Origin of the sequence: Duffyella sp. Ts4 (genome assembly GCF_051851875.1) — a bacterium.
In the GTDB taxonomy this organism is placed as follows: Bacteria; Pseudomonadota; Gammaproteobacteria; order Enterobacterales; family Enterobacteriaceae; genus Duffyella; species Duffyella gerundensis.
This window is the reverse complement of the sequence record NZ_JBLYPN010000024.1, coordinates 21,773-41,414: the sequence shown is the minus strand read 5'-3', so window position 1 is coordinate 41,414 and position 19,642 is coordinate 21,773. Positions and strand designations below refer to the sequence as shown.

At 55.9% G+C, this 19,642-nt stretch carries 21 protein-coding genes and 1 tRNA gene; 12 read left to right on the top strand and 10 right to left on the bottom strand.

Features of this window, described 5'->3' with window-relative positions:
- Positions 1 to 356: 356 nt before the first annotated feature.
- On the top strand, positions 357 to 1,160 hold the full coding sequence (locus tag ACJY2L_RS19710) for an endonuclease/exonuclease/phosphatase family protein (protein ID WP_067428153.1): 804 nt from the start codon (positions 357 to 359) through the stop codon (positions 1,158 to 1,160).
- Positions 1,161 to 1,167: 7 nt separating this feature from the next.
- Here the strand turns inward: ACJY2L_RS19710 and ACJY2L_RS19705 are convergent, their stop codons facing one another.
- The 4 genes from ACJY2L_RS19705 to gloB all read right to left on the bottom strand — a co-directional run bounded on the left by ACJY2L_RS19705 (position 1,168) and on the right by gloB (position 5,649).
- Entirely contained in the window at positions 1,168 to 1,857 is a 690-nt protein-coding gene (locus tag ACJY2L_RS19705) for a cyclase family protein (RefSeq protein ID WP_439214561.1), read from the bottom strand.
- Positions 1,854 to 3,155 (bottom strand): MFS transporter, encoded by a 1,302-nt coding sequence (locus ACJY2L_RS19700; RefSeq protein ID WP_439214559.1) that lies wholly within the window; start codon positions 3,153 to 3,155, stop codon positions 1,854 to 1,856. Before ACJY2L_RS19700 ends, ACJY2L_RS19705 begins: the two co-directional genes overlap by 4 nt.
- Before the next feature lie 290 nt (positions 3,156 to 3,445).
- Positions 3,446 to 4,822 carry a murein transglycosylase D gene (gene mltD / locus ACJY2L_RS19695; protein ID WP_067428159.1) on the bottom strand — a complete coding sequence of 459 codons (1,377 nt, stop codon included), beginning with the start codon at positions 4,820 to 4,822 and terminating at the stop codon, positions 3,446 to 3,448.
- A 71-nt stretch (positions 4,823 to 4,893) separates the two neighbouring features.
- The gene (gene gloB, locus ACJY2L_RS19690; RefSeq protein WP_187487801.1) at positions 4,894 to 5,649 is read right to left on the bottom strand and encodes a hydroxyacylglutathione hydrolase; all 756 of its coding nucleotides are present in this window, start codon (positions 5,647 to 5,649) and stop codon (positions 4,894 to 4,896) included.
- A gap of 41 nt (positions 5,650 to 5,690) precedes the next feature.
- Here gloB and ACJY2L_RS19685 point away from each other — a divergent pair, with 41 nt between their 5' ends.
- Entirely contained in the window at positions 5,691 to 6,425 is a 735-nt protein-coding gene (locus ACJY2L_RS19685) for a class I SAM-dependent methyltransferase (protein ID WP_439214557.1), read from the top strand.
- Here the strand turns inward: ACJY2L_RS19685 and rnhA are convergent.
- A complete protein-coding gene (gene rnhA, locus ACJY2L_RS19680; protein ID WP_439214555.1) occupies positions 6,410 to 6,877 on the bottom strand; it encodes a ribonuclease HI in 468 nt (155 codons plus the stop codon). The two genes, ACJY2L_RS19685 and rnhA, sit on opposite strands and share 16 nt — an antisense overlap.
- Before the next feature lie 53 nt (positions 6,878 to 6,930).
- On the opposite strand from rnhA, the gene dnaQ reads away from it, so the two are divergent.
- Positions 6,931 to 7,659 (top strand): DNA polymerase III subunit epsilon, encoded by a 729-nt coding sequence (dnaQ, locus tag ACJY2L_RS19675; protein ID WP_067428168.1) that lies wholly within the window; start codon positions 6,931 to 6,933, stop codon positions 7,657 to 7,659.
- A gap of 134 nt (positions 7,660 to 7,793) precedes the next feature.
- Positions 7,794 to 7,870 (top strand) — tRNA-Asp (locus ACJY2L_RS19670).
- A 46-nt stretch (positions 7,871 to 7,916) separates the two neighbouring features.
- On the opposite strand, the gene ACJY2L_RS19665 is transcribed toward ACJY2L_RS19670, so the two are convergent.
- Positions 7,917 to 9,410, bottom strand: coding sequence for an NCS1 family nucleobase:cation symporter-1 (locus ACJY2L_RS19665; RefSeq protein ID WP_439214553.1), 1,494 nt, complete (start codon positions 9,408 to 9,410; stop codon positions 7,917 to 7,919).
- Between the two features lie 140 nt (positions 9,411 to 9,550).
- On the opposite strand from ACJY2L_RS19665, the gene ACJY2L_RS19660 reads away from it, so the two are divergent.
- The 3 genes from ACJY2L_RS19660 to puuE are packed head-to-tail and all read left to right on the top strand — an operon-like array spanning position 9,551 to position 11,996.
- Positions 9,551 to 10,270 (top strand): GntR family transcriptional regulator, encoded by a 720-nt coding sequence (locus ACJY2L_RS19660; protein ID WP_187487804.1) that lies wholly within the window; start codon positions 9,551 to 9,553, stop codon positions 10,268 to 10,270.
- A complete protein-coding gene (hpxA, locus tag ACJY2L_RS19655; protein WP_439214551.1) occupies positions 10,267 to 10,998 on the top strand; it encodes an allantoin racemase in 732 nt (243 codons plus the stop codon). Before ACJY2L_RS19660 ends, hpxA begins: the two co-directional genes overlap by 4 nt.
- 35 nt (positions 10,999 to 11,033) lie before the next feature.
- On the top strand, positions 11,034 to 11,996 hold the full coding sequence (gene puuE / locus ACJY2L_RS19650) for an allantoinase PuuE (RefSeq protein ID WP_209500501.1): 963 nt from the start codon (positions 11,034 to 11,036) through the stop codon (positions 11,994 to 11,996).
- Between the two features lie 64 nt (positions 11,997 to 12,060).
- Here puuE and hpxZ read toward each other — a convergent pair whose 3' ends face one another.
- The 4 genes from hpxZ to ACJY2L_RS19630 are packed head-to-tail and all read right to left on the bottom strand — an operon-like array spanning position 12,061 to position 15,617.
- Positions 12,061 to 12,438: an oxalurate catabolism protein HpxZ gene (gene hpxZ / locus ACJY2L_RS19645; RefSeq protein WP_439214549.1), complete on the bottom strand. Its 378-nt coding sequence runs from the start codon at positions 12,436 to 12,438 to the stop codon at positions 12,061 to 12,063.
- A gap of 1 nt (position 12,439) precedes the next feature.
- On the bottom strand, positions 12,440 to 13,837 hold the full coding sequence (locus ACJY2L_RS19640; RefSeq protein ID WP_439214547.1) for an AtzE family amidohydrolase: 1,398 nt from the start codon (positions 13,835 to 13,837) through the stop codon (positions 12,440 to 12,442).
- A complete protein-coding gene (gene hpxX / locus ACJY2L_RS19635) occupies positions 13,834 to 14,019 on the bottom strand; it encodes an oxalurate catabolism protein HpxX (RefSeq protein ID WP_067428184.1) in 186 nt (61 codons plus the stop codon). The genes ACJY2L_RS19640 and hpxX overlap by 4 nt, the downstream gene beginning before the upstream one ends.
- Before the next feature lie 11 nt (positions 14,020 to 14,030).
- On the bottom strand, positions 14,031 to 15,617 hold the full coding sequence (locus tag ACJY2L_RS19630; protein WP_439214545.1) for a gamma-glutamyltransferase family protein: 1,587 nt from the start codon (positions 15,615 to 15,617) through the stop codon (positions 14,031 to 14,033).
- Positions 15,618 to 15,765: 148 nt separating this feature from the next.
- Between ACJY2L_RS19630 and hpxU the strand changes: the two genes are divergently transcribed.
- The 5 genes from hpxU to ACJY2L_RS19605 all read left to right on the top strand — a co-directional run bounded on the left by hpxU (position 15,766) and on the right by ACJY2L_RS19605 (position 19,633).
- Complete coding sequence (hpxU, locus tag ACJY2L_RS19625; protein WP_439214544.1) at positions 15,766 to 16,605, top strand: MurR/RpiR family transcriptional regulator HpxU; 840 nt, start codon at positions 15,766 to 15,768, stop codon at positions 16,603 to 16,605.
- Positions 16,606 to 16,797: 192 nt separating this feature from the next.
- The gene (locus ACJY2L_RS19620; protein WP_439214542.1) at positions 16,798 to 17,583 is read left to right on the top strand and encodes a transporter substrate-binding domain-containing protein; all 786 of its coding nucleotides are present in this window, start codon (positions 16,798 to 16,800) and stop codon (positions 17,581 to 17,583) included.
- 10 nt (positions 17,584 to 17,593) lie between these two features.
- Entirely contained in the window at positions 17,594 to 18,259 is a 666-nt protein-coding gene (locus ACJY2L_RS19615) for an amino acid ABC transporter permease (protein ID WP_067428192.1), read from the top strand.
- Entirely contained in the window at positions 18,259 to 18,915 is a 657-nt protein-coding gene (locus ACJY2L_RS19610) for an amino acid ABC transporter permease (protein ID WP_439214563.1), read from the top strand. Before ACJY2L_RS19615 ends, ACJY2L_RS19610 begins: the two co-directional genes overlap by 1 nt.
- Positions 18,896 to 19,633, top strand: coding sequence for an amino acid ABC transporter ATP-binding protein (locus tag ACJY2L_RS19605; RefSeq protein WP_067428194.1), 738 nt, complete (start codon positions 18,896 to 18,898; stop codon positions 19,631 to 19,633). The genes ACJY2L_RS19610 and ACJY2L_RS19605 overlap by 20 nt, the downstream gene beginning before the upstream one ends.
- The last annotated feature ends 9 nt before the right edge of the window (positions 19,634 to 19,642 follow it).

The window sequence follows — 19,642 nt, the reverse complement described above, 5'->3', positions numbered from 1 at the left end:
AATACCTGCCTGTCACGCAGGGGGTCGCGGGTTCGAGCCCCGTCCGTTCCGCCACTAAATAGAGAGGCCCTGACAATGATGTCAGGGCTTTTTTTTTATTTGTTTTTTTGAAGAGATCACACTGCTCCGCCTCATTTTTAACCAGCCTCATCAAACAGCGTTTTACTATAAAATCTGCTGACCCGCCAATTTAAGCTGTTTCTCAGCGATAAAATCCTGTAATCGTCAACAAAAGCAGCGAGCAGAAACATTTACTTGCGCGATTGCTCTGCTAATTGAACCTCATAGATTGAAAGTAAAGATTAAAGCCCCTATAACTGATCATCAGTAAGTTAATTTAAGGTTCAGTGGGTCACGTGCGAAAGAAAACCTATGCCATGCGCTATGTAGCAGGACAGCCAGTCGAGAGAATTTTTCCTCCTGGTGCGATGCTACACGTCGGGCAAGCACTGCCGCCAGGTGAGCCTCTTCCTGCTGAAGACACGCTAAAAGTACTGGTCTGGAATATTTTTAAGCAGCAACGCGCTGAATGGCTGTCGGTTCTGCAAAATTTTGGCAAAGATGCTCACCTGGTTTTACTTCAGGAGGCGCAAACTACGCCAGAACTAATAGATTTTGCGACTTCCAACTATTTGGCCGCCGATCAGGTGCCTGCTTTTGTATTGCCGCAGCATCCCTCTGGTGTGATGACGCTTGCTTCCGCGCATCCTGTTTACTGCTGCCCTTTACGTGAACGTGAGCCCCTGCTGCGTCTGGCCAAATCAGCTCTGGTTACTGCGTATCCGTTGCCGACCAAACAAATGTTAATGGTGGTCAATATCCACGCGGTCAACTTTAGTCTTGGCATCGACGTTTACAGTAAGCAGCTAGGACCGATAGGCGAGCAGATAATCCATCACACAGGGCCGGTGATTATGGCTGGCGATTTCAATGCCTGGAGCCGCCAGCGCATTAATGCGTTGTATCAGTTTGCCCGGGAGATGGGGCTGGATGAAGTCATGTTCACCGACGATCACCGCCGTAAAGCGTTTGGCAGGCCGCTGGATTTCATTTTTTATCGGGGTATGGAGGTGAAAGCAGCATCCGTTCTGGTCACTCGTGCCTCCGATCACAATCCCTTGCTGGTTGAGTTCCATCCCAACCGCACTGCTATCTTGTAAACCGCCGTTATTCCACTAAGGCGATCGCTCTGACCGGGGATGCCGATCCGCCAGCGATCCTCAAGGGCAGGGCGATAAAGGTAAAGATCGGCGGTAGTCGAGCAAGATTAGCAAGATTCTCTATAATCAGACTATCCGAACCCAGCAAGGCCTGATGTACCGGATAGTGATGATTCGACCATGCATCTATCGACATCGCATCGGTCCCTACTACTTTCACCTTTTTCTCTCCCAGCCAGCGCGCGCCAGCTGCCGATAAGCCAGGCCAGTCCGCAAGGAACGGAGCATGGTCGGGCCTGAGCCGCCATTTGTTATGATAGCCGGTGCGAAAAATCACAATGTCGCCTGCCGCAACTTCACCATGGCTCTGCTCCCATGCCTGCATCTCACTGATACCAAATTCAGCTGCTGCTGGCGTAGAAGACACATCAATGCAAATACCGCGCCCCAGCAACTGGCGCACGTCGATCTCCTCAATGGTTTTACCATCAGGAATAAAATGCGCAGGGGAATCAACATGGGTACCACAATGGTCGCCCATAAGGAGTTGGTTGTTGTAGTTGCCGTCTCCCGCCGCATAGCTTTCAGCGGTGGCACGAATGAATTTTGGATGTGACGGCCAGACCGGCATATTCTCTTCGTAGAGATGGCTCAATTCAACGATCTGACTGTTGCGCAGAAGTAATGGCAGATTCATTTTACCTCCTCTTTAAGGTGAACGGTTTCTCTGATAAAGCAAAGTGGGATGCAGGAGAGCAGCAGTACGCCGACAACTACCGCATAATGGACGTTAAAGCCCCAGCTGTGAATTATCCATCCGCTAACTGGCGCAACCAGAATGCCTGCGATGCCAACGGCAAGGCCAATCATTAAACCCATACTTGATGCAGCCGCCTGAGGCGCAGAATCGATCAGTAGCGCATAGGCTACCGGATAAGGCGAGTTGCGGAACAGGCCCCAAAAGATCAGAATGATCCAGCCCAGCATTGCCGTATGGATAAAGGCGCACAAAGCACTGGCCACTATCCAGCCTGCGATAATAATGCCGAGCGATGATTTACGCCCCCTGACATCAGAAAAGCCACCCCAGACAATCTGTCCTATCCAGCCTGTCAGCCCAGAAGCACCTGAAATGATCGCCGCGGTAGAGAGATCTAAATGCACTTCGCGAGTCAGTTGCAGGGTCAGAAAATTAGCGATGCCCATTTCTGCCCAGGTAAAGCCAAAAACCAGCGCAATCGCTAACAGGCAATTACGGTTTTTAAGGCAGCTAAAAGATGACGCGATGCTCATCTTCTTTGGCTGAGCGGCAATCGGGCGCGTCAGGTTATTTTCATCTATCCAGCTGAAAACCTTTTGATGGTTCTTTTTGGTGCCAACAATTAATTGCAGAACCACAATAATCAGGCCAATAAGTGGAATAAACAGGAAAGCCTGGCGCCAGCTGCCAAAGCTAAGAATGGCAGCGATGAGCAGTGGACCCACGAACTGGCCAAGCGGAAAGCCGGTATGGTGAACGCCAATGGCGAATCCCCGGTTCTCTTTTTGCCACCATTCGCCCAGTAGCGCGACATTAATCGGCTCAGAGCCACCTGTGCCCATTCCCATCAACACACGCAGCGCCTGAAAGGCGATCAGCGTCTTGCAGAAGGCCGTCGCGACGCCGGATACAATCTCTACGAGAACCGCCAGGCACCAGCTGTAGCAACGCCTGTAACCGGTGCCGATATAGTCGGAGAGGAAACCAAAAAGCACTGCACCGGCAAGCGTGCCGAAGAAGCTGAGAGAATTTATCCAGCCAGCCTGCATTTCAGTGAGATTGAAATCCTGCATAATCGCCGGCAGCAGGGTAGGAAGAATAATGCGGTCAATCGAGTTCATGAGAATGGCCAGCGTTGTGATTACCAGCATCCACCAGGAGATCGGATGGGCGCGAGGAATCATGCGGGCACGTGCGGGCTTTGGCGTTTTTTGAGGTTGTTGTATGTGTGACATAGAAGACCCTGCCTTTGAAAACGTCGTATGATGACGTGAAGCGCCTTATTATCAGAGTATTTGGCGCATCCTGTGGCGCTATCGGCTTATATTGTTATCAAGCGACTCTGCCAGTGTTGTTTATCCTGAGCAGAGATGTTCTACCATACAAGTATCAATCGTATGATAAATGATCTGTGTCACGCTATCTTTGGTAACGGCATTGTTACAAAAAATGAAACGGCAGTGGCAGGGCAGGAGGGGAAAATGAAGAAAAAAGAAAAGGCTGACGTTGAGTCAGCCTTTCGCTTTTAGCTATCTGGCGTTGCATTGTTGTCTACAAATAACGTTAGCTTATCGCCTGGTTGAATGTTTTTAGCATTGTTAACCACGCCATTCCACCGCAGCACGTCTTTGATATTGACGTTATGACGGCGGGCAATACTGGCAAGAGAATCACCCTTCTGGACCTTGTAGGTGATGCTGTTGCCGTTATCAGCTAACTCAGCACTGTCTGTCGCGCTGGTGTTCAACGTCTGGCCCGGACGAATATCAGCTCCGCGCAGACTGTTCATCTGCTTGAGATCCTGTACCGTCACGCCCAGCTTACTGGCTATACCAGAAAGGGTATCGCCCGTACGGACTTTATAGCCGCCAGCACTGGTGGCTTTCGCCAACTCAGTGGGTTGTACCGCAGCAATATCGCCGGAAGCCAGCGAGTTGCGTAGCTTAGCGACATTCGATTTTGGCACCATAATATAGTGCGGACCGTTTGGCGCTGTTTTACCACGCGTATAACCCGTGTTAAAACTTTTCAGCTTGGTCAAGGACATGCCGGCCATTTCTGCCGCCTGAGTCAACTCGATCTGCTGTCCTACTTCAACCCGCGCCAGCGCACGACTTTCGTTAGACGTTGGCAGTCGAATACCATATCGCTTGTTGTTTTTCAGAAGCTCGCCTAACGCCAGCATCTTCGGTACATAAACCGTGGTTTCACGCGGTAGCGACAGATGCCAGAAGTCGGTAGGTTTACCCTGAGCCTTGTTCTGTTTCATCGCTTTCAGCACGCGTCCTTCACCGCTGTTATAGGCCGCTACGGTAAGTAGCCAGTCGCCATCAAACATGCCGTTAAGGCGCTGCATCATATCCAGCGCAACCTTGGTCGAGGCGACAATATCGCGTCGGCCGTCATACCATTTGGTCTGCTTAAGACCATAATTACGCCCCGTGCTCGGGACAATCTGCCAGATGCCTGCGGCATTTGCGGCGGATGTCGCGTGGGGGTCAAAAGCGCTCTCCACTATGGGTAGCAGTACCAGTTCCATCGGCATTTTGCGTTGCTTAATCTGCTCGACAATCCAGTACATATACGGCTCTGCCCGTAATGTTACATCGTGGAGATAGCTCTTGTTCTTCAGGTACTTCTGTTTTTGCTCGCGTATCCGGGGATTTTCCGGAATCTGCATCTTCAGCTCGTCAGTAACGAAACTCCACAGATCATTGTTCTGGCCGAGGCGGGTTCCATCATCCTGCCAACGCGGCGACAATAATCGATCTGCGTACTTTTCGTTTTCACTTTGACCAGCTGAGGACAAACTCTGTGCGTGCTGTTCGGGACCGGCGTCATTCCGTGATGCCTGACAACCCACCAGCAAGACAGAGGCGAGAAATATCGCTGTTGCCTTCATATGTGTGTCAATAGTTCGCTTAAAAGACGAGCAACTATACGTGCTCACTCCTGACAACACAACCTTAAAAATCAGGAACGATCCTTCTTCTGCCGTAATAAGGCAAAAACGTCCCATGGATGCTGCGGTGGCACATCGAAGCCAATAGCCCTTTGCAAATCAGCATCTTGCGTTCTCAAAAATAAATTTATTTGCCTTTCGTGCGCCAGTTTTGTGGGTAAACTGCTGCCGTTTTTGGCGCGTAACTCCTTAATTTCCCGGTAATAGGCATTAATTACGCTATCTTCAGGCAAAATTGTGCGTGCAAAGTTTAAGTTAGATAACGTGTATTCATGAGCAGCGCAAATGATTGTGTCAGCCGGTAAATCATTAAGTTTCTGAAAAGACTCATACATTTGTTCTGCTGTGCCTTCGAAAAGACGACCGCAACCGGCAGAAAATATCGTATCGCCGCTAAAAAGATAAGGCGAGCTGTAATATGAGATATGTCCTAAAGTATGTCCGGGGGTGAAGATAACACTAAATTCGCAGCCCAAAATAGCGACCTTATCGCCTTCACTGACGATGGTCGTTGCACCCTTATCTTGTGTTTCTTGCGGGCCATAGACCACCAGATCGGGGAAGGTCGCGCAGAGTTTTTTTACGCCATCAACATGGTCGCCATGATGGTGCGTCAGCAGGATGGCATGGGGTTGCCAGCCATGCTGCTCGATGGCGGCCAGTACCGGATCGGCTTCGCCCGGATCGACAATCAGACAGCGATTCTGCTCGTCGTGCAAAATCCAGATGTAATTATCTTGTAGGGCGGGAATACTGATAAGATTCATAAATACCTCTTGCAGGCTCAGGAAAACAACGATGGTAAAGCATGAAGCCGGCTAAAACACAGCAAATTCTCACCGCGCCGCACGCATGGCGTGATATGCCCTGGGGCGAATTCTTTCGTGATGCGCTGAACCAACATCTGCAGCCTTGCTTTGCAAAACTCTACGGTTTTCATATGCTTAAAATCGGTGATCTGAGCGCGGAGATTGATACCCGCTCCTGCGCCATTTCCCATCAGGTTAATGTGGGCAGCGCAGCAAGCTCACTACATGTGCAAGCGAGTCCGTTACAGTTACCGTTTGAAGCGAAATCCATTGATGCCTGTTTGTTAGCCCATACGCTTACCTGGAGTCAGGATCCCCATCGTATTCTGCGTGAGGCCGATCGCGTATTAATTGATGATGGCTGGCTGGTGATCAGCGGCTTCAATCCGTTCAGCCTGTTAGGCATGGGGAAGGCGGTGCCCGGTTTGCGTAGTCGTGCGCCCTGCAGCGGCAGAATGTTCAGCCAGATGCGGCTGCTCGACTGGCTGGGCGTGCTCAATTATGAAGTGATTTATCGCACGCGCTTTCAGGTGGTGCCGTGGAATCGTCAGGGCGGGAAGATGATCAGTGCGCATTTGCCGGCGCTGGGCTGCCTGAATATTGCGGTTGCCCGCAAGCGCACCTTCCCGCTGACCTTAACGCCAGCGAAAAAAGCGCGCTCTGCTGCGCCTATCCGGCAGACCGCCAGCGCGACGCGGCAGTTTCGGCAGCGTAACGATCAGAACGCTGGTTGATAGCCAATATCCTCAAACGCCGGATTTTCCGCTGCGGAACGCGCCAGCTCATCACAGCGTTCGTTTTCAGGATGACCGGCGTGGCCTTTTACCCATTCCCAGCGAATTTCATGATGGCTTAGCGCCGTATCCAGCCGTTTCCACAGGTCAACGTTTTTCACCGGCTTTTTATCGGCGGTTTTCCAGCCGCGTTTTTTCCAGTTATGAATCCAACTGGTAATGCCCTGACGGACATACTGGCTGTCAGTGCTCAGCACCACTTCACACGGCTGCGTCAGCGCTTCCAGCGCTACAATCGCCGCCATCAGCTCCATCCGGTTGTTAGTGGTCAGATGGTAGCCCGCGCTAAAGGTTTTTTCGTGCTGCTGATAGCGCACAATCGCGCCATACCCGCCGGGACCGGGATTACCGAGGCAGGAACCGTCGGTGAAAATTTCTACCTGTTTGCGCATCTCTGGTAGACTTCCTTCAGAAAAAACGCCAAGTCTGACATAAAACAGGTCCTATGAGCACTGCAAATAACCGCCAGATAATTCTCGATACAGAAACCACCGGTATGAACATGATCGGCGTGCACTATGAAGGGCACCGCATCATTGAGATCGGTGCGGTTGAAGTGATCAATCGCCGGTTAACCGGCAACAACTTTCATATGTATCTGAAGCCCGATCGGCTGGTGGATCCGGAAGCATTTGGCGTCCACGGTATCGCCGATGAGTTTCTCGCCGATAAGCCGATGTTCGGCGACATTGTTGATGAATTTCTCGATTACATTCGCGGTGCCGAGTTGGTGATTCATAACGCGTCGTTTGATATCGGCTTTATGGATTACGAGTTCGGCATGCTGAACCGCGGCATCGGTAAAACGGAAACCTTCTGCAAGATCACCGATAGCCTGGCGATGGCGCGCAAAATGTTTCCAGGCAAGCGCAACAGCCTTGATGCGCTCTGCTCGCGCTATGAGATTGATAACAGCAAGCGTACGCTGCACGGCGCACTGCTCGATGCCGAGATCCTGTCTGACGTTTTTCTGATGATGACCGGCGGGCAAACCTCGCTGGCATTTGCCCATGAAAGCGACCGCCAGGGAAGCAACGGCGAGACCATTCAGCGCATTGCGCGTCCAGCGTCGGCACTCAGGGTTATCCACGCATCCGATGAAGAGACGATGGCACATGAGCAGCGTCTTGATCTGGTGCAGAAGAAGGGCGGCAGTTGCCTGTGGCGCGGCTAAGCACGCGCTTTTTGGACGGGTTATCTGCGTTGCGCTGAAAAAAGAAGCAAACGCGTCTTTGGCTAATAAAAAGCGTTGACGATATCGCTGACTGCCCTTAATATGCGCCTCGTTCCCGACGGGGAACACAGCGCGGAGCGGTAGTTCAGTTGGTTAGAATACCTGCCTGTCACGCAGGGGGTCGCGGGTTCGAGCCCCGTCCGTTCCGCCAAGCTTTAAGAGAGGCCGATTCAGTAATGAATCGGCCTTTTGTCGTTTTAGTCCTTCTGCAATACTGGCTGCGTGTTATAGCCCGCCGCTGGCAACGCTTCCCGCTCATCACGCGCTATCCAGCGATAGCATCCGGCACCCAGCGCCGCGCCGATAAACCAGCTGAAATTAGCCAAACCATGCAGTGACGGAATAAAGCTGATGATCAGGCAAATCCCTACCGACGGCAGCAGTACGGCAATCGCTTTTGGATTAAACCCACCGCGATACCAGTAACGACCCTGCGGCGTATCATTGAACAACTCATCGACGTAGATCCGGCCGCGCTTAATCAGATAAAAATCCGCCAGCAGAATGCCAAACAGCGGTCCAATAAACGATCCGAGCACATCAAGCGTGTAATGGATCAGCTCAGGCGACTGAAACAGGTTCCACGGCGTTAGCAGCACCGATCCTACCGCGGCGATCATGCCGCCGGTGCGGAAGCTGATTTTTTGCGGTGAGCAGTTTGAGAAATCAAACGCAGGCGACACAAAGTTGGCGACGATATTGATACCGATGGTCGCGATGATCATCGTTAGCAGCCCCAGCGCCACCGCCACATCGTTGCCGACCATGCTTACCGTTTCAATCGGATCGGTAATCATGCGGCCAAACAGCGACTGGCTACCGGAGACGATCACCACGGTCACGATAGAAAACAGCAGGAAGTTAAACGGCAAGCCCCAGCGGTTGCCACGACGAATTTCGCCCATGCTTTTGCCATAGCGCGAAAAATCGCCAAAGTTAAGCAGCGGGCCAGAGAAGTAGGAGACCACCAGCGCGGTTGCGGTGATCATCTGCCAGGTCTGTTCACCGGTGGTCAGCGATTTGCTGGCGAGGGTAAACGAAATGCCGTCGAAGCCGGTTTTGTATACAATCCATCCGGCCAGCGCCACCATCACCACATATACCGCCGGTCCTGCTACATCGATAAAGCGTTTGATCGCATTCATGCCGTGCCAGAACACCATCGCCTGCAGCAACCACATCACGCCAAAGCAGATCCAACCCAGCGGGGAGAGGCCCAGCCAGCCGCCCAGCGTCAAACTGTGCAGCGCAGGCCAGAATTTCAGCATCACCAGCATCAATGCGTTGGCCGCCAGATAGGTCTGAATGCCGTACCAGGCAAAGGCGATCAGCCCGCGGATCACCGCCGGAATATTGGCACCGAACACGCCAAACGCCTGACGACAAATCACCGCATAGGGCACGCCTGCCATCTGGCTCGGCTTCGCCACCAGGTTAGCGCACACCTGCACAATACAGATACCAATCAGCAAACAGAGCAGCACCTGCCAGCTGGCCAGTCCCAGCGTAAAGAAGCTGGCGGCAACCACATAACCGCCCATGCTGTGTACATCGGACATCCAGAAAGAAAAGATGTTGTACCAGTTCCAGGTTTGATTACGGGTAGGCGCCAGGTCCTCATTGCAGAGGCGCGGGCTGTAATGTGCATCACTATTTACGACTTTTATGCGGTCAGAGGAATGATGTGGCATGAAAACTGCTCCTTACACTCATTGGATAATAACGATATGCAACGGTATTGCAGGATCCAGGCCAACCTTCTGGTTTTGTATACCGATTATCCTCTCCTTGTATACGATGGATGACAAAACCTTACTTTATGGAGCAGGTCATGAAGAGTGAAGTTAGCCTCAGAACCGCGTCCGATCTGGCTGATAAAGATGAACCTATCTATCAGGCTTTGATGAACGCCATTGTTGAGCACCAGCTGCCGCCGGGAAGCAAACTGCCGGAAGAGGCGTTGTCAGCGGTTTTTGGTATTAGCCGGACCGGCATTCGCAAAGTGCTGCAGCGCCTTGCCGCAGTGCAAATGGTGACGCTGACGCCCAAACGTGGTGCACAGGTCGCCACCCCGGCGGTGGATGAAGCCAGAGAGATCTTTGCCACCCGCAGTCTGCTGGAGTGCGCCAATCTGCCTGCGGTGCTGGCACATTTGCAGCCGCCGCATCTGGTGGCGCTGGACAAGCTGATCCGTCAGGAACAGCGCGCCCATGATGCGCACGATGGTGCCGCAGCCATTCGCTGCTCAGCCGCCTTTCATATCCAGCTGCAGGCCATCGCGGGGAATCAGGTATTGACCGACCTGGTCACCCGTTTGAGCCAGCGCTCGTCGCTGGTGATTGCTGCCTGGGGCGCGCCATGGCAGCAGGGCTGTCGCTGCCACGATCATGAACAGCTCCTGACGTTGCTGCGTAAAAAGGCGCTACCGGCGCTGACTGACACCTTGCAGCAACACTTTTCGCATATCGTGGCCAGTCTACGCTTTGAACGCGATGGCGATACGCTGCCCGATTTTGATCGTATTTTTGCCTCACAAGGAGCCGCGAAATGAGCGTGATTCAAGTCATTAATCCCAATACCAGCGACGCGATGACCGCCACCATCGCCACCGCCGCGCGCGCCGTAGCGGCACCCGGCACCGAGATTATCGCGGTGTCTGCCGCACAGGGCGTGCCGTCGATCGAAGGCCATTTTGATGAGGCGATCGCCGCGGTGGGTGTGCTGGAGCAGATTAATCGTGGCAAAGCACAGGGCGTCGATGGTCATGTCATTGCCTGCTTTGGCGATCCGGGTCTGCTGGCGGCACGCGAGCTGGCGCGTGGGCCGGTGATTGGCATCGCCGAAGCAGCAATGCACATGGCAACGCTGGTGGCGACGCGTTTTACCGTGGTGACCACCTTGCCGCGCACGCTGGTCATCGCGCGCCATCTGCTGCGGCAATACGGTTTTGAGCACCACTGCGCGGCGCTGCATGCTATCGATCTGCCGGTGCTGGCGCTGGAAGATGGCAGTGGCATTGCACAGGAAAAAGTGCGGCAGCGTTGTATACAGGCGCTGCGTGAAGATGGCTGCGGCGCAATCGTGCTGGGTTGCGGCGGCATGGCCTCGCTGGCGCGCGATCTGACGCAGGAGCTTGGCGTGCCGATCATCGATGGCGTTAGCGCAGCGGTAAAAATGGTGGAGGCGCTGATCGGCCTCGGATTATCCACCAGCAAGCAGGGCGATTTAGCCTGGCCGCTGAGAAAAACCATGACCGGCGCCTTTGAGCACCTAAACTAACAGGCATGTCCCGGCGTGCAGACAGGAAAATTGATATGAGCGACAGTCAGGAAAAACGTGAGTACAGCTTCAACAAAAACTATCCGCGCGATCTGCGTGGCTATGCAGGCAATCCGCCACACGCTGCCTGGCCAAATCAGGCGAAAATTGCCGTTCAGTTTGTACTGAATTACGAAGAGGGTGCGGAAAACAACGTGCTGCACGGCGACGCCGGTTCCGAGCAGTTCCTGTCCGATATTATCGGCGCGGCGAGCTATCCCGATCGGCACATGTCGATGGAGTCGCTTTATGAATACGGTTCCCGCGCAGGTTTCTGGCGCATTCACAACGAGTTTCAGGCGCGCGGCCTGCCGCTGAGCGTCTTTGGCGTGGCGATGGCACTGGCACGTCATCCCGATATCGTTGCGGCGATCAAGGCGGCCGATTACGACGTGGTCAGCCATGGCTGGCGCTGGATCCATTATCAGGCGATGGATGCCAAAACTGAACGTCAGCACATGCAGCAGGCGGTTGACGTATTGCAGGATCTGTTTGGCAAGGCGCCGACCGGCTGGTACACCGGCCGCGACAGCCCCAATACGCGGCGGCTGGTGGTGGAGCAGGGCGGTTTCAGCTATGACAGCGACTACTATGGCGACGATCTGCCGTTCTGGTCGCAGGTTACCTGCCAGGATGGCACGGTGAAACCGCATCTGATCATTCCGTACACGCTGGAATGCAATGACATGCGCTTTGCCACACCACAGGGCTTTAACACCGCCGAACAGTTTTATACCTACCTGAAAGACAGCTTTGACGTGCTCTATGCCGAAGGGGATACCGCACCGAAAATGATGTCAGTGGGCATGCACTGTCGGCTGCTGGGCCGTCCGGGGCGCTTTCGTGCACTGCAACGTTTCCTCGATTATATCCAGCAGCACGACAACGTCTGGATCTGCAGCCGCCAGCAGATTGCCGATCACTGGTTGCAGCATCATCCTGCGCCAACCAGCGAATAAGACGGTCCAATCCTGAGCGCCTGCTCAGGATTGTTTTCTCTGCTTCTCCTGAGCGCGGCTATGCTCAGGACATCAGGCTGACCTGTGCGGCCACAATGCGCCAGCCATCCGCCATTCGCACCCAGCTCTGCTGCTGGCGACCAATGCGATCGCTGCCTGCGCGGGTAAACTCCGTGCTACAGACCGCAAAATCATCACCGAAAGTGGTAATCACCGTATTGCGCAGCGTGCGTGCCAGACCGGCCGCGGGGCGAGCCTGACGAAAAGCACGGATTTCTTCGATGCCGTAGAGATTCTCTCCGGCCCCCAGCCGCACCGTGCGAGCATCGTGCCAGAACAGCTCATCCAGCACCGCCACATCATTGCTGACCAGCGCCTGCTCGTAGCGCTGAAAGGCCGCGGTCACCGCCGCCAGCACCTCGGGTTGATTGATTGTTGGCATATCAGACTCCTTCTGCAGTGAGTTGCGGCATAACCAGCCCGCGTTGTTCCAGTACGCGCGCCACGCGCAGGCCCATCTCCTCTTTAAACGGCGCGGAGATAAGCTGCAGGCCGATCGGCAAGCCGCTGGCAGTTTGTAGCGGCACGGTGGTTACCGGCAGCCCTAAAAATGAGATCGGCTGAGTCAGCATGCCCATATTGGCGCGCGTCGGCAGATCGGTGCCGTTAATGCGTATCGTCTCCTGGCCAATCAGCGTCGCGCTGCAGGGCGTGGCGGGCGCAATCAGCACGTCGACCTGCTGAAACAGCGCCTGCATCTGCTGCTGGGCGTGACGACGAAAACGCTGCGCCTGCACGTACCAGGCCGCAGGCAGCATGGCACCGGCCAGCAGCCGTTCACGCGACAGCGGCTCAAACTGCTCGGGTGAACGACGCAGGGCAGGCAGATAATGATTGCCGCCTTCTGATGCGGTAATGATAAACGCCGAGGATCGTGACAGTTCGGCATCGGCCAGCAGCACGGTTTCGCTCGCTTCCAGCACCTGGGCGGCCCGTGTTACCGCATTGCGTGCATCGTCATCACACCAGGTTTGAAAATAGCCGCCCAGCACGCCGCAACGTATTCCCGCCAGCCCATTCTCCAGCGAGGCACTCACCGGCGCGCCTGGCGCATCAGCCTGGAACACATCCTGCGCGTCACGGCCTTGCAGCGCATCATAGACCAGTGCCAGATCGCTGGCGTTGCGGGCAAAGGGGCCAATATGGTCGAGGCTGGCAACAAAGGGGTGCGATCCGCTGCGCGACAGGCGGCCAAAGGTCGGCTTCAGGCCAAAAATGCCGCACAGTGAAGCGGGCACGCGAATGGAACCGTTGGTATCACTGCCGAGTGAGAAATGTACCAGGCCTGCGGCCACCGCTGCGGCCGATCCGCCTGACGACCCCCCGGCGATGCGCGTCACGTCACGCGGATTGCGGGTCGCGCCATAATGGCTGTTTTCTGTGGTAAACCCATAGGCGTAGGCGTCCATGTTCAGCATGCCAGTAAGCAGCGCGCCGCTGGCATGCAGCTGGCGAACCGCCCAGGCATCCTGCGTTGCCGCCGCCCGATCGCGGAACAGGCTGGCTCCGGCCAGCGTGCTGTGGCCCGCCACATCAAACAGGTTTTTTACCGCATAGGGAATACCGGCCAGCGGCCCGAGCGGTGCCCCGGCGCGACGCTGCCGATCAACGGCATCCGCTTCCTGCAGCAGCCTTTCTCCGGTAACGGTGGTCCAGGCGTTGATCTGCGGATTGTGCATGTCGATAGCGCGTAGCGTGTGCTCAGCGATATCACGGGCGCTCAACTCGCCGCGGCTCTGCGCCGACTGCAGTTGAGCAAGAGTTAGCGCGGCGAGATTCATGCCTGATAAACCCCCGCAACTTCCAGTCTATCGTCCAGCGGAAAGGCCATCAGCGGCTCGGCCATGGCAGCGATGCGGGTAAACTGCGTCAGCAGTTCGGCCCGTCGCGCCTCATCCAGCGGTACCGCAAGGATCTGTTCCATTTGCGCCACGTAGGTGGCCCAGTCAACATTGTGTTGCATGATAACTCCTCTCAGAAACCGGCGGCGCTGCCGTTACTGCGCGGATCGTAAGCGCCTTCCAGCATGCCGTTGTTGTGACGAACGATGGCGCCGGCATGGCCCACCGCTTCGCTGTAATCGGTCAACATTTCCACTTCATGGCCGCGGTCACGCAGTCGCTGAGCCACCACTGGATCGAAGCGGTTTTCCAGCTTCAGGGAGTCAGATGCCTGACCCCAGGTCCGCCCCAGCAGCCAGCGCGGCGCGCTCACTGCCTGTTGCAGCGGCATGTGCTGGATAACGTGGCGGGTAAAAATCGCCGCCTGGGTTTGCGGCTGGCCGTCACCGCCCATCGAGCCGTATACCATGGTGCGGCCATCGTGCAGGCGGGCTGCCGCCGGGTTGAGGGTGTGAAAAGGCTGCTTACCCGGCGCCAGCGTCAGCAGGTGATCCGGCTGCAGGCTAAAAGCCGCGCCGCGGTTTTGCCAGGTGATACCGCTTTCCGGCAGCACCACGCCGCTACCAAACTCGTGATACAGGCTCTGAATAAAAGAGACCGCCAGGCCGCTGCTATCCATCACACCCATCCACACCGTGTCGCCCGGCCCACGCCCGGTGCCCCAGGGCGCGGCCTGATGTTCATTTACGCCGCTGGCCAGCGCTGCCAGCCGCTCTGGCTCCAGCAGCGTCTGCATATCTTCCTGCATATGCCGCGGATCGGTGATATAGCGATCGCGCAGGCCAAAGGCGATTTTGGTTGCCTCAACGATACGGTGCACGGTTTCGGCATCATCTGCATCCGCCATCGCCAGATGATCGGTGATGCCTAAAATCGCCAGCGACACCAGCCCCTGTGTCGGCGGTGCCATATTAAAAATCTCGCCGCTGCTGTGAGTTACCCGTAGTGGCGTCCGGCGCTGAGCCTGATGATGGTGTAAATCATCCAGGGTGATCGGCATGCCGAGCTGCGACATCTCGCGCGCCAGCTGACGCGCAAGGTTGCCGCGATAAAAACTTTCCAGTCCCTCTTCACAGAGCTGGCTTAGCGTGGCCGCCAGCGCAGGCTGCATAAACCGGCTGCCAGCGCGCGGCGCATGACCATCCGGTAAATAGGTAGCAGCAAAGCCGGGCTGATCGCTCAGCTCAGCCAGCTTGCTGGCCGTGGCACTGGCCTGTGACTGCGTCACCGGAATGCCGTCAGCGGCGTATCGAATGGCATCGCGCAGCAGGCGAGTCAGCGGCAAAGCCTGTCCGCCCAGCTCAGCAGAAAATTGCAGCGCCTCTGACCAGCCGCTGACCGTACCGGCAACCGTCAGTGCGGCCTTTGGCCCGCGATGCGGGATAGCGGTTTCGCCGTGATAAAAATCGGGGTGCGCCAGCGATCCCGCTGCGCCGCTGGCATCAATCGCCAGCGGTTCACCGCCGGGCGGCAGGATCATCCAGAAGCCGTCGCCACCCAGCCCATTCATGTGCGGATAGACCACCGCAATGGTTGCCGCCGCCGCGACCATCGCCTCAATCGCATTGCCGCCTTCACGCAGCACCGCCAGCGCACTTTCGCTGGCCAGATGATGAGGCGTTACCGCCATTCCCAGCGGCGCCATGTTACTTTGCATCATTATTTACTCTTGCAGATTAGGGTGCAGGGTAAAAAACGGTGCAAGAGCCGTTCCAGTTTTTCGTTTACCTGTCAGTCGAATACGTCAGGGCAAAACCTGGAACAAATTATGCTAACTTTTCCTGAAACAAAAGTTACAGGACGTCTTAATGAAGCAACTCGACGAGCGATTAAAACAGCATTACGCCCAGCTCTCGCCGCAGGAACAGCGCATCGCTGATTTTATCTTTGACCACTTCAACGATCTGATCAGCTACAACAGCGCTGAGCTGGCGCGGCTGAGTGGCGTGTCCAAGGCAACGGTCAGCCGCCTGTTCCGGCGTCTCGGCTATGAAAAATATAAAGATATGCGCGATGAGCTGCGCACCCTGCGTCAGAGCGGCATGCCGTTAACCGATAACCGTGATGCGGTGCAGGGCAACACGCTGCTCTCGCGTCATTACAAGCAGGAGATGGCCAACCTGACGCAGTGGGTTAATAGCATTGATGCACAGCAGTTTAATGAGGTGATCGGCGCGCTGGCTGGCGCACGGCGGATAATGATTATCGGCCTGCGCAACGCCTATCCGGTGGCGCTGCATCTGCGTCAGCAGCTGCAACAGGCGCGCGAACAGGTGTGGCTGCTGCCGCAGCCGGGACAGACGCTGGCCGAGGAGCTGGTGGATATTACGCCGCAGGATGTGGTGGTAGTGATGGCTTTTCGCCGTCGGCCGCGCATCATCCGCCCGCTGTTACAGCAGCTGCAACAGGACAACATTCCGGTGGTGGCGCTGTGTGAGTCGCAGGCGCAGAGCATTATTAGCCTGGCGCGCTGGCCGCTCTGCGCACCGCTGGACAGCGTCTCCGCCTTCGACAGCTACGCTTCCGCCATGAGCCTGATTAACCTGCTGGCTAACGCCGTGCTGCACGAATTATTGTCGCAGGGACGCCAGCGTATTCATCGCATTGCCGATCTTTACCAGCAGCTGGATGAGCTGGAACAACGCTGATTGGGCACCATAATGGTGCCTTGCCTCATTTTGGTTCACTCAAACTCACCGGCTAACCCGGTTTTTTGCTGCCGCCTGCGCCACTGAATCAGCCACGGCGGCTTTTTTTTCTCCTCCTCCGCGCCTGGCACATTAGTTGCAAAATGCACTGATAAGAATCTTTAGTTTCATCAACCTTACCGGGGAAGCACAATGAAAAAGATGATGATGGCACTGTTTGGCGCGGCATTAGTGGTCGCGCAGGTGGGCACGGCCATGGCCGATCAGCTGCAGGATATTCAGAAGCGTGGCGTCATTCGTGTTGCGGTACCGCAGGATTTCCCGCCCTTTGGTTCAGTGGGTACCGACCTTCAGCCGCAGGGCTATGATATCGATATGGCAAAATACCTCGCCAAACAGATGAAACTTAAGTTACAGCTGGTGCCGGTGACCAGCGCGAACCGCGTGCCCTATCTGCAAACCAACAAGGTAGATCTGGTGATCTCCAGCATGGGCAAAAACGCCGAGCGCGAAAAAGTGATCGACTTTAGCCGGGCCTATGCGCCGTTTTTCCTCGGGGTATTTGGGCCTAAAGATGTTGCGCTGACCGATGCCGCCGCACTGAGCGATAAGTCGATCGGCGTAACCCGCGGCGCGGTGGAAGATATGGTGCTGAGCGACGTTGCGCCGAAGGCGGCACAGGTGAAACGTTACGAAGATAACAACACTACGCTCTCTGCCTATCTGTCGGGTCAGGTGGAGTTTGTCGCCACCGGTAACCTGGTGGTCGCGGCTATTGCTCGCCAAAACGCGGCGAAGGCGCCGGTCGCCAAATTTATGCTGAAAGATTCTCCCTGTTTTATCGGCCTGAAGAAAAACGAACCGGCGTTGAAAGCGCAGGTGGACGCGCTGATTGAGCAGGGCATCAAAGATGGCACGCTGAACAAACTGTCGGAAACCTGGCTGAAAGCGCCGCTGCCCGCCAACCTCGGTAGCTGAGGCCACGCGCATGATCGGGCAACTCAACTTCTCTGAACTCTGGCCGCACTGGCCGGAACTGCTGGCGGGTCTGTGGGTCACCGTGCAGCTCACGGTGCTGGCGACCGTCGGCGGTGTGGCGCTGGGCATTTTCGGCGCGGCGCTGCGCAGCGGCAAAGCCAGCGTGCTGAGCCGCCTGTGGGGCTGCTACGTTGAGGTGATCCGCAACACGCCGTTTGTGGTGCAGCTCTTTTTTATTGTCTTCGGCCTGCCGAATCTCGGGCTGAAGCTGACGGCGGGCGAGGCGGCGCTGCTGGCGATGCTGATCAACCTTGGCGCCTACAGCACCGAAATTATTCGCGCAGGTATTCAGGTGACGCCAAAAGGACAGTGGGAAGCGGGGCGCGTACTGGGCCTGACGCGAACGCAAACCTTCCTGCGCGTGGTGTTGCCGCCGTCGCTGCAGCGCATTTATCCGGCGCTGGTCAGCCAGTGCATTATCGTGATGCTGGGTTCGTCGGTGGTGTCACAGGTCTCTTATGAAGAGCTGACCTTTGCCGCCAACCTGATTCAGTCACGCACTTTTCTCAGCTTTGAGGTCTACCTGGTGACCACGCTGATCTACCTCATGCTCTCTGTGCTGATGCGTCAGCTGCTGCTGGCCATTGGCCGTAAATGGTTGGGAGTACGCGCATGATGACCACTTTTACCGACTGGGACATTCTGCGCAACCTGCTGCTGGCGGCGCGCTGGACACTGCTGCTGTCGCTGACCGCGTTTGTCGGCGGCACGCTGGTCACCGTGCCGTTGCTGCTGCTGCGCCTGCTGCATCGTCCGTGGCTGCGTCGGCTGATTCGCGGCTACGTCGAACTGTTCCAGGGCACGCCGTTGCTGATGCAGCTGTTTCTGGCCTTTTTTGGCGTGGCGCTGTTTGGCATCGACGTTTCGCCGTGGACCGCCGCCGCGCTGGCGCTGACTTTCTACACCAGTGCGTTTCTGGTTGATATCTGGTTTGGCAGCATTAACGCGTTGCCAAAAGGCCAGTGGGAAGCGTCGCGCTGCCTCGGGCTCAGCTTTGGCCAGACGCTGTTTCGGGTGATTGCACCACAGGCGCTGCGTATCGGCATCGCGCCCACCGTGGGCTTTGTGGTGCAGGTGATCAAAGGCACCGCGCTCGCCTCAATTATCGGCTTCATTGAGCTCACCAAGGCGGGCACCATTTTGAATAACGTCACCTATCAACCGTTCAAGGTGTTTGGTCTGGTCGCGCTGGGCTATTTCCTGATGTGTTATCCGCTGTCCCGTTACAGCCAGTACCTGGAGAAAAAATTCAATGCCGCTCATCACCATTAATCAGGTGCAAAAATACTATGGCGATAACCACGTGCTGAAAGGCGTGGATCTCGATATCGACATGGGCGAAGTGATCTCCATCATCGGCCGCAGCGGCTCTGGTAAAAGTACTCTGCTGCGCTGTATGAATGGTCTGGAAGGCTATCAGGAAGGCAGCATCAAGCTCGGCGGCATGACGGTTACCGACCGCGACTCGCAGGCGCGAGAAATCAGCCGCTCGGTGGGCATGGTGTTTCAGAGTTTTAATCTCTTTCCGCACATGACCGCGCTGGAGAATGTCATGCTGGCTCCACGTCGCGTGCTGAAAAAGGGCAACGCTGAATGCCGCCAGCTGGCGCTGCAAATGCTGGAGAAAGTCGGCCTCGGCGACCGCGTCGATTACTATCCGGCCAATCTCTCTGGCGGCCAGCAGCAGCGCGTCGCCATTGCCCGCGCGCTGGCGATGTCGCCCAAAGTCTTGCTGTGCGATGAGATCACCTCGGCGCTGGATCCTGAACTGGTAGGCGAAGTACTGAAAGTGCTGGAACAGCTGGCAAAAGAGGGCATGACGCTGATTCTGGTGACGCACGAAATGAATTTTGCCCGCGAAGTCGGCGACCGCGTGGTGTTTATGCACCAGGGACGCGTCTGGGAACAGGGCAACAGTAAAACGGTGTTTGCCGATCCGCAAACCGCCGAGCTTAAACAATTTATCTCTTCTGTCCGCGGCCTGAACTGAGCCGCACCT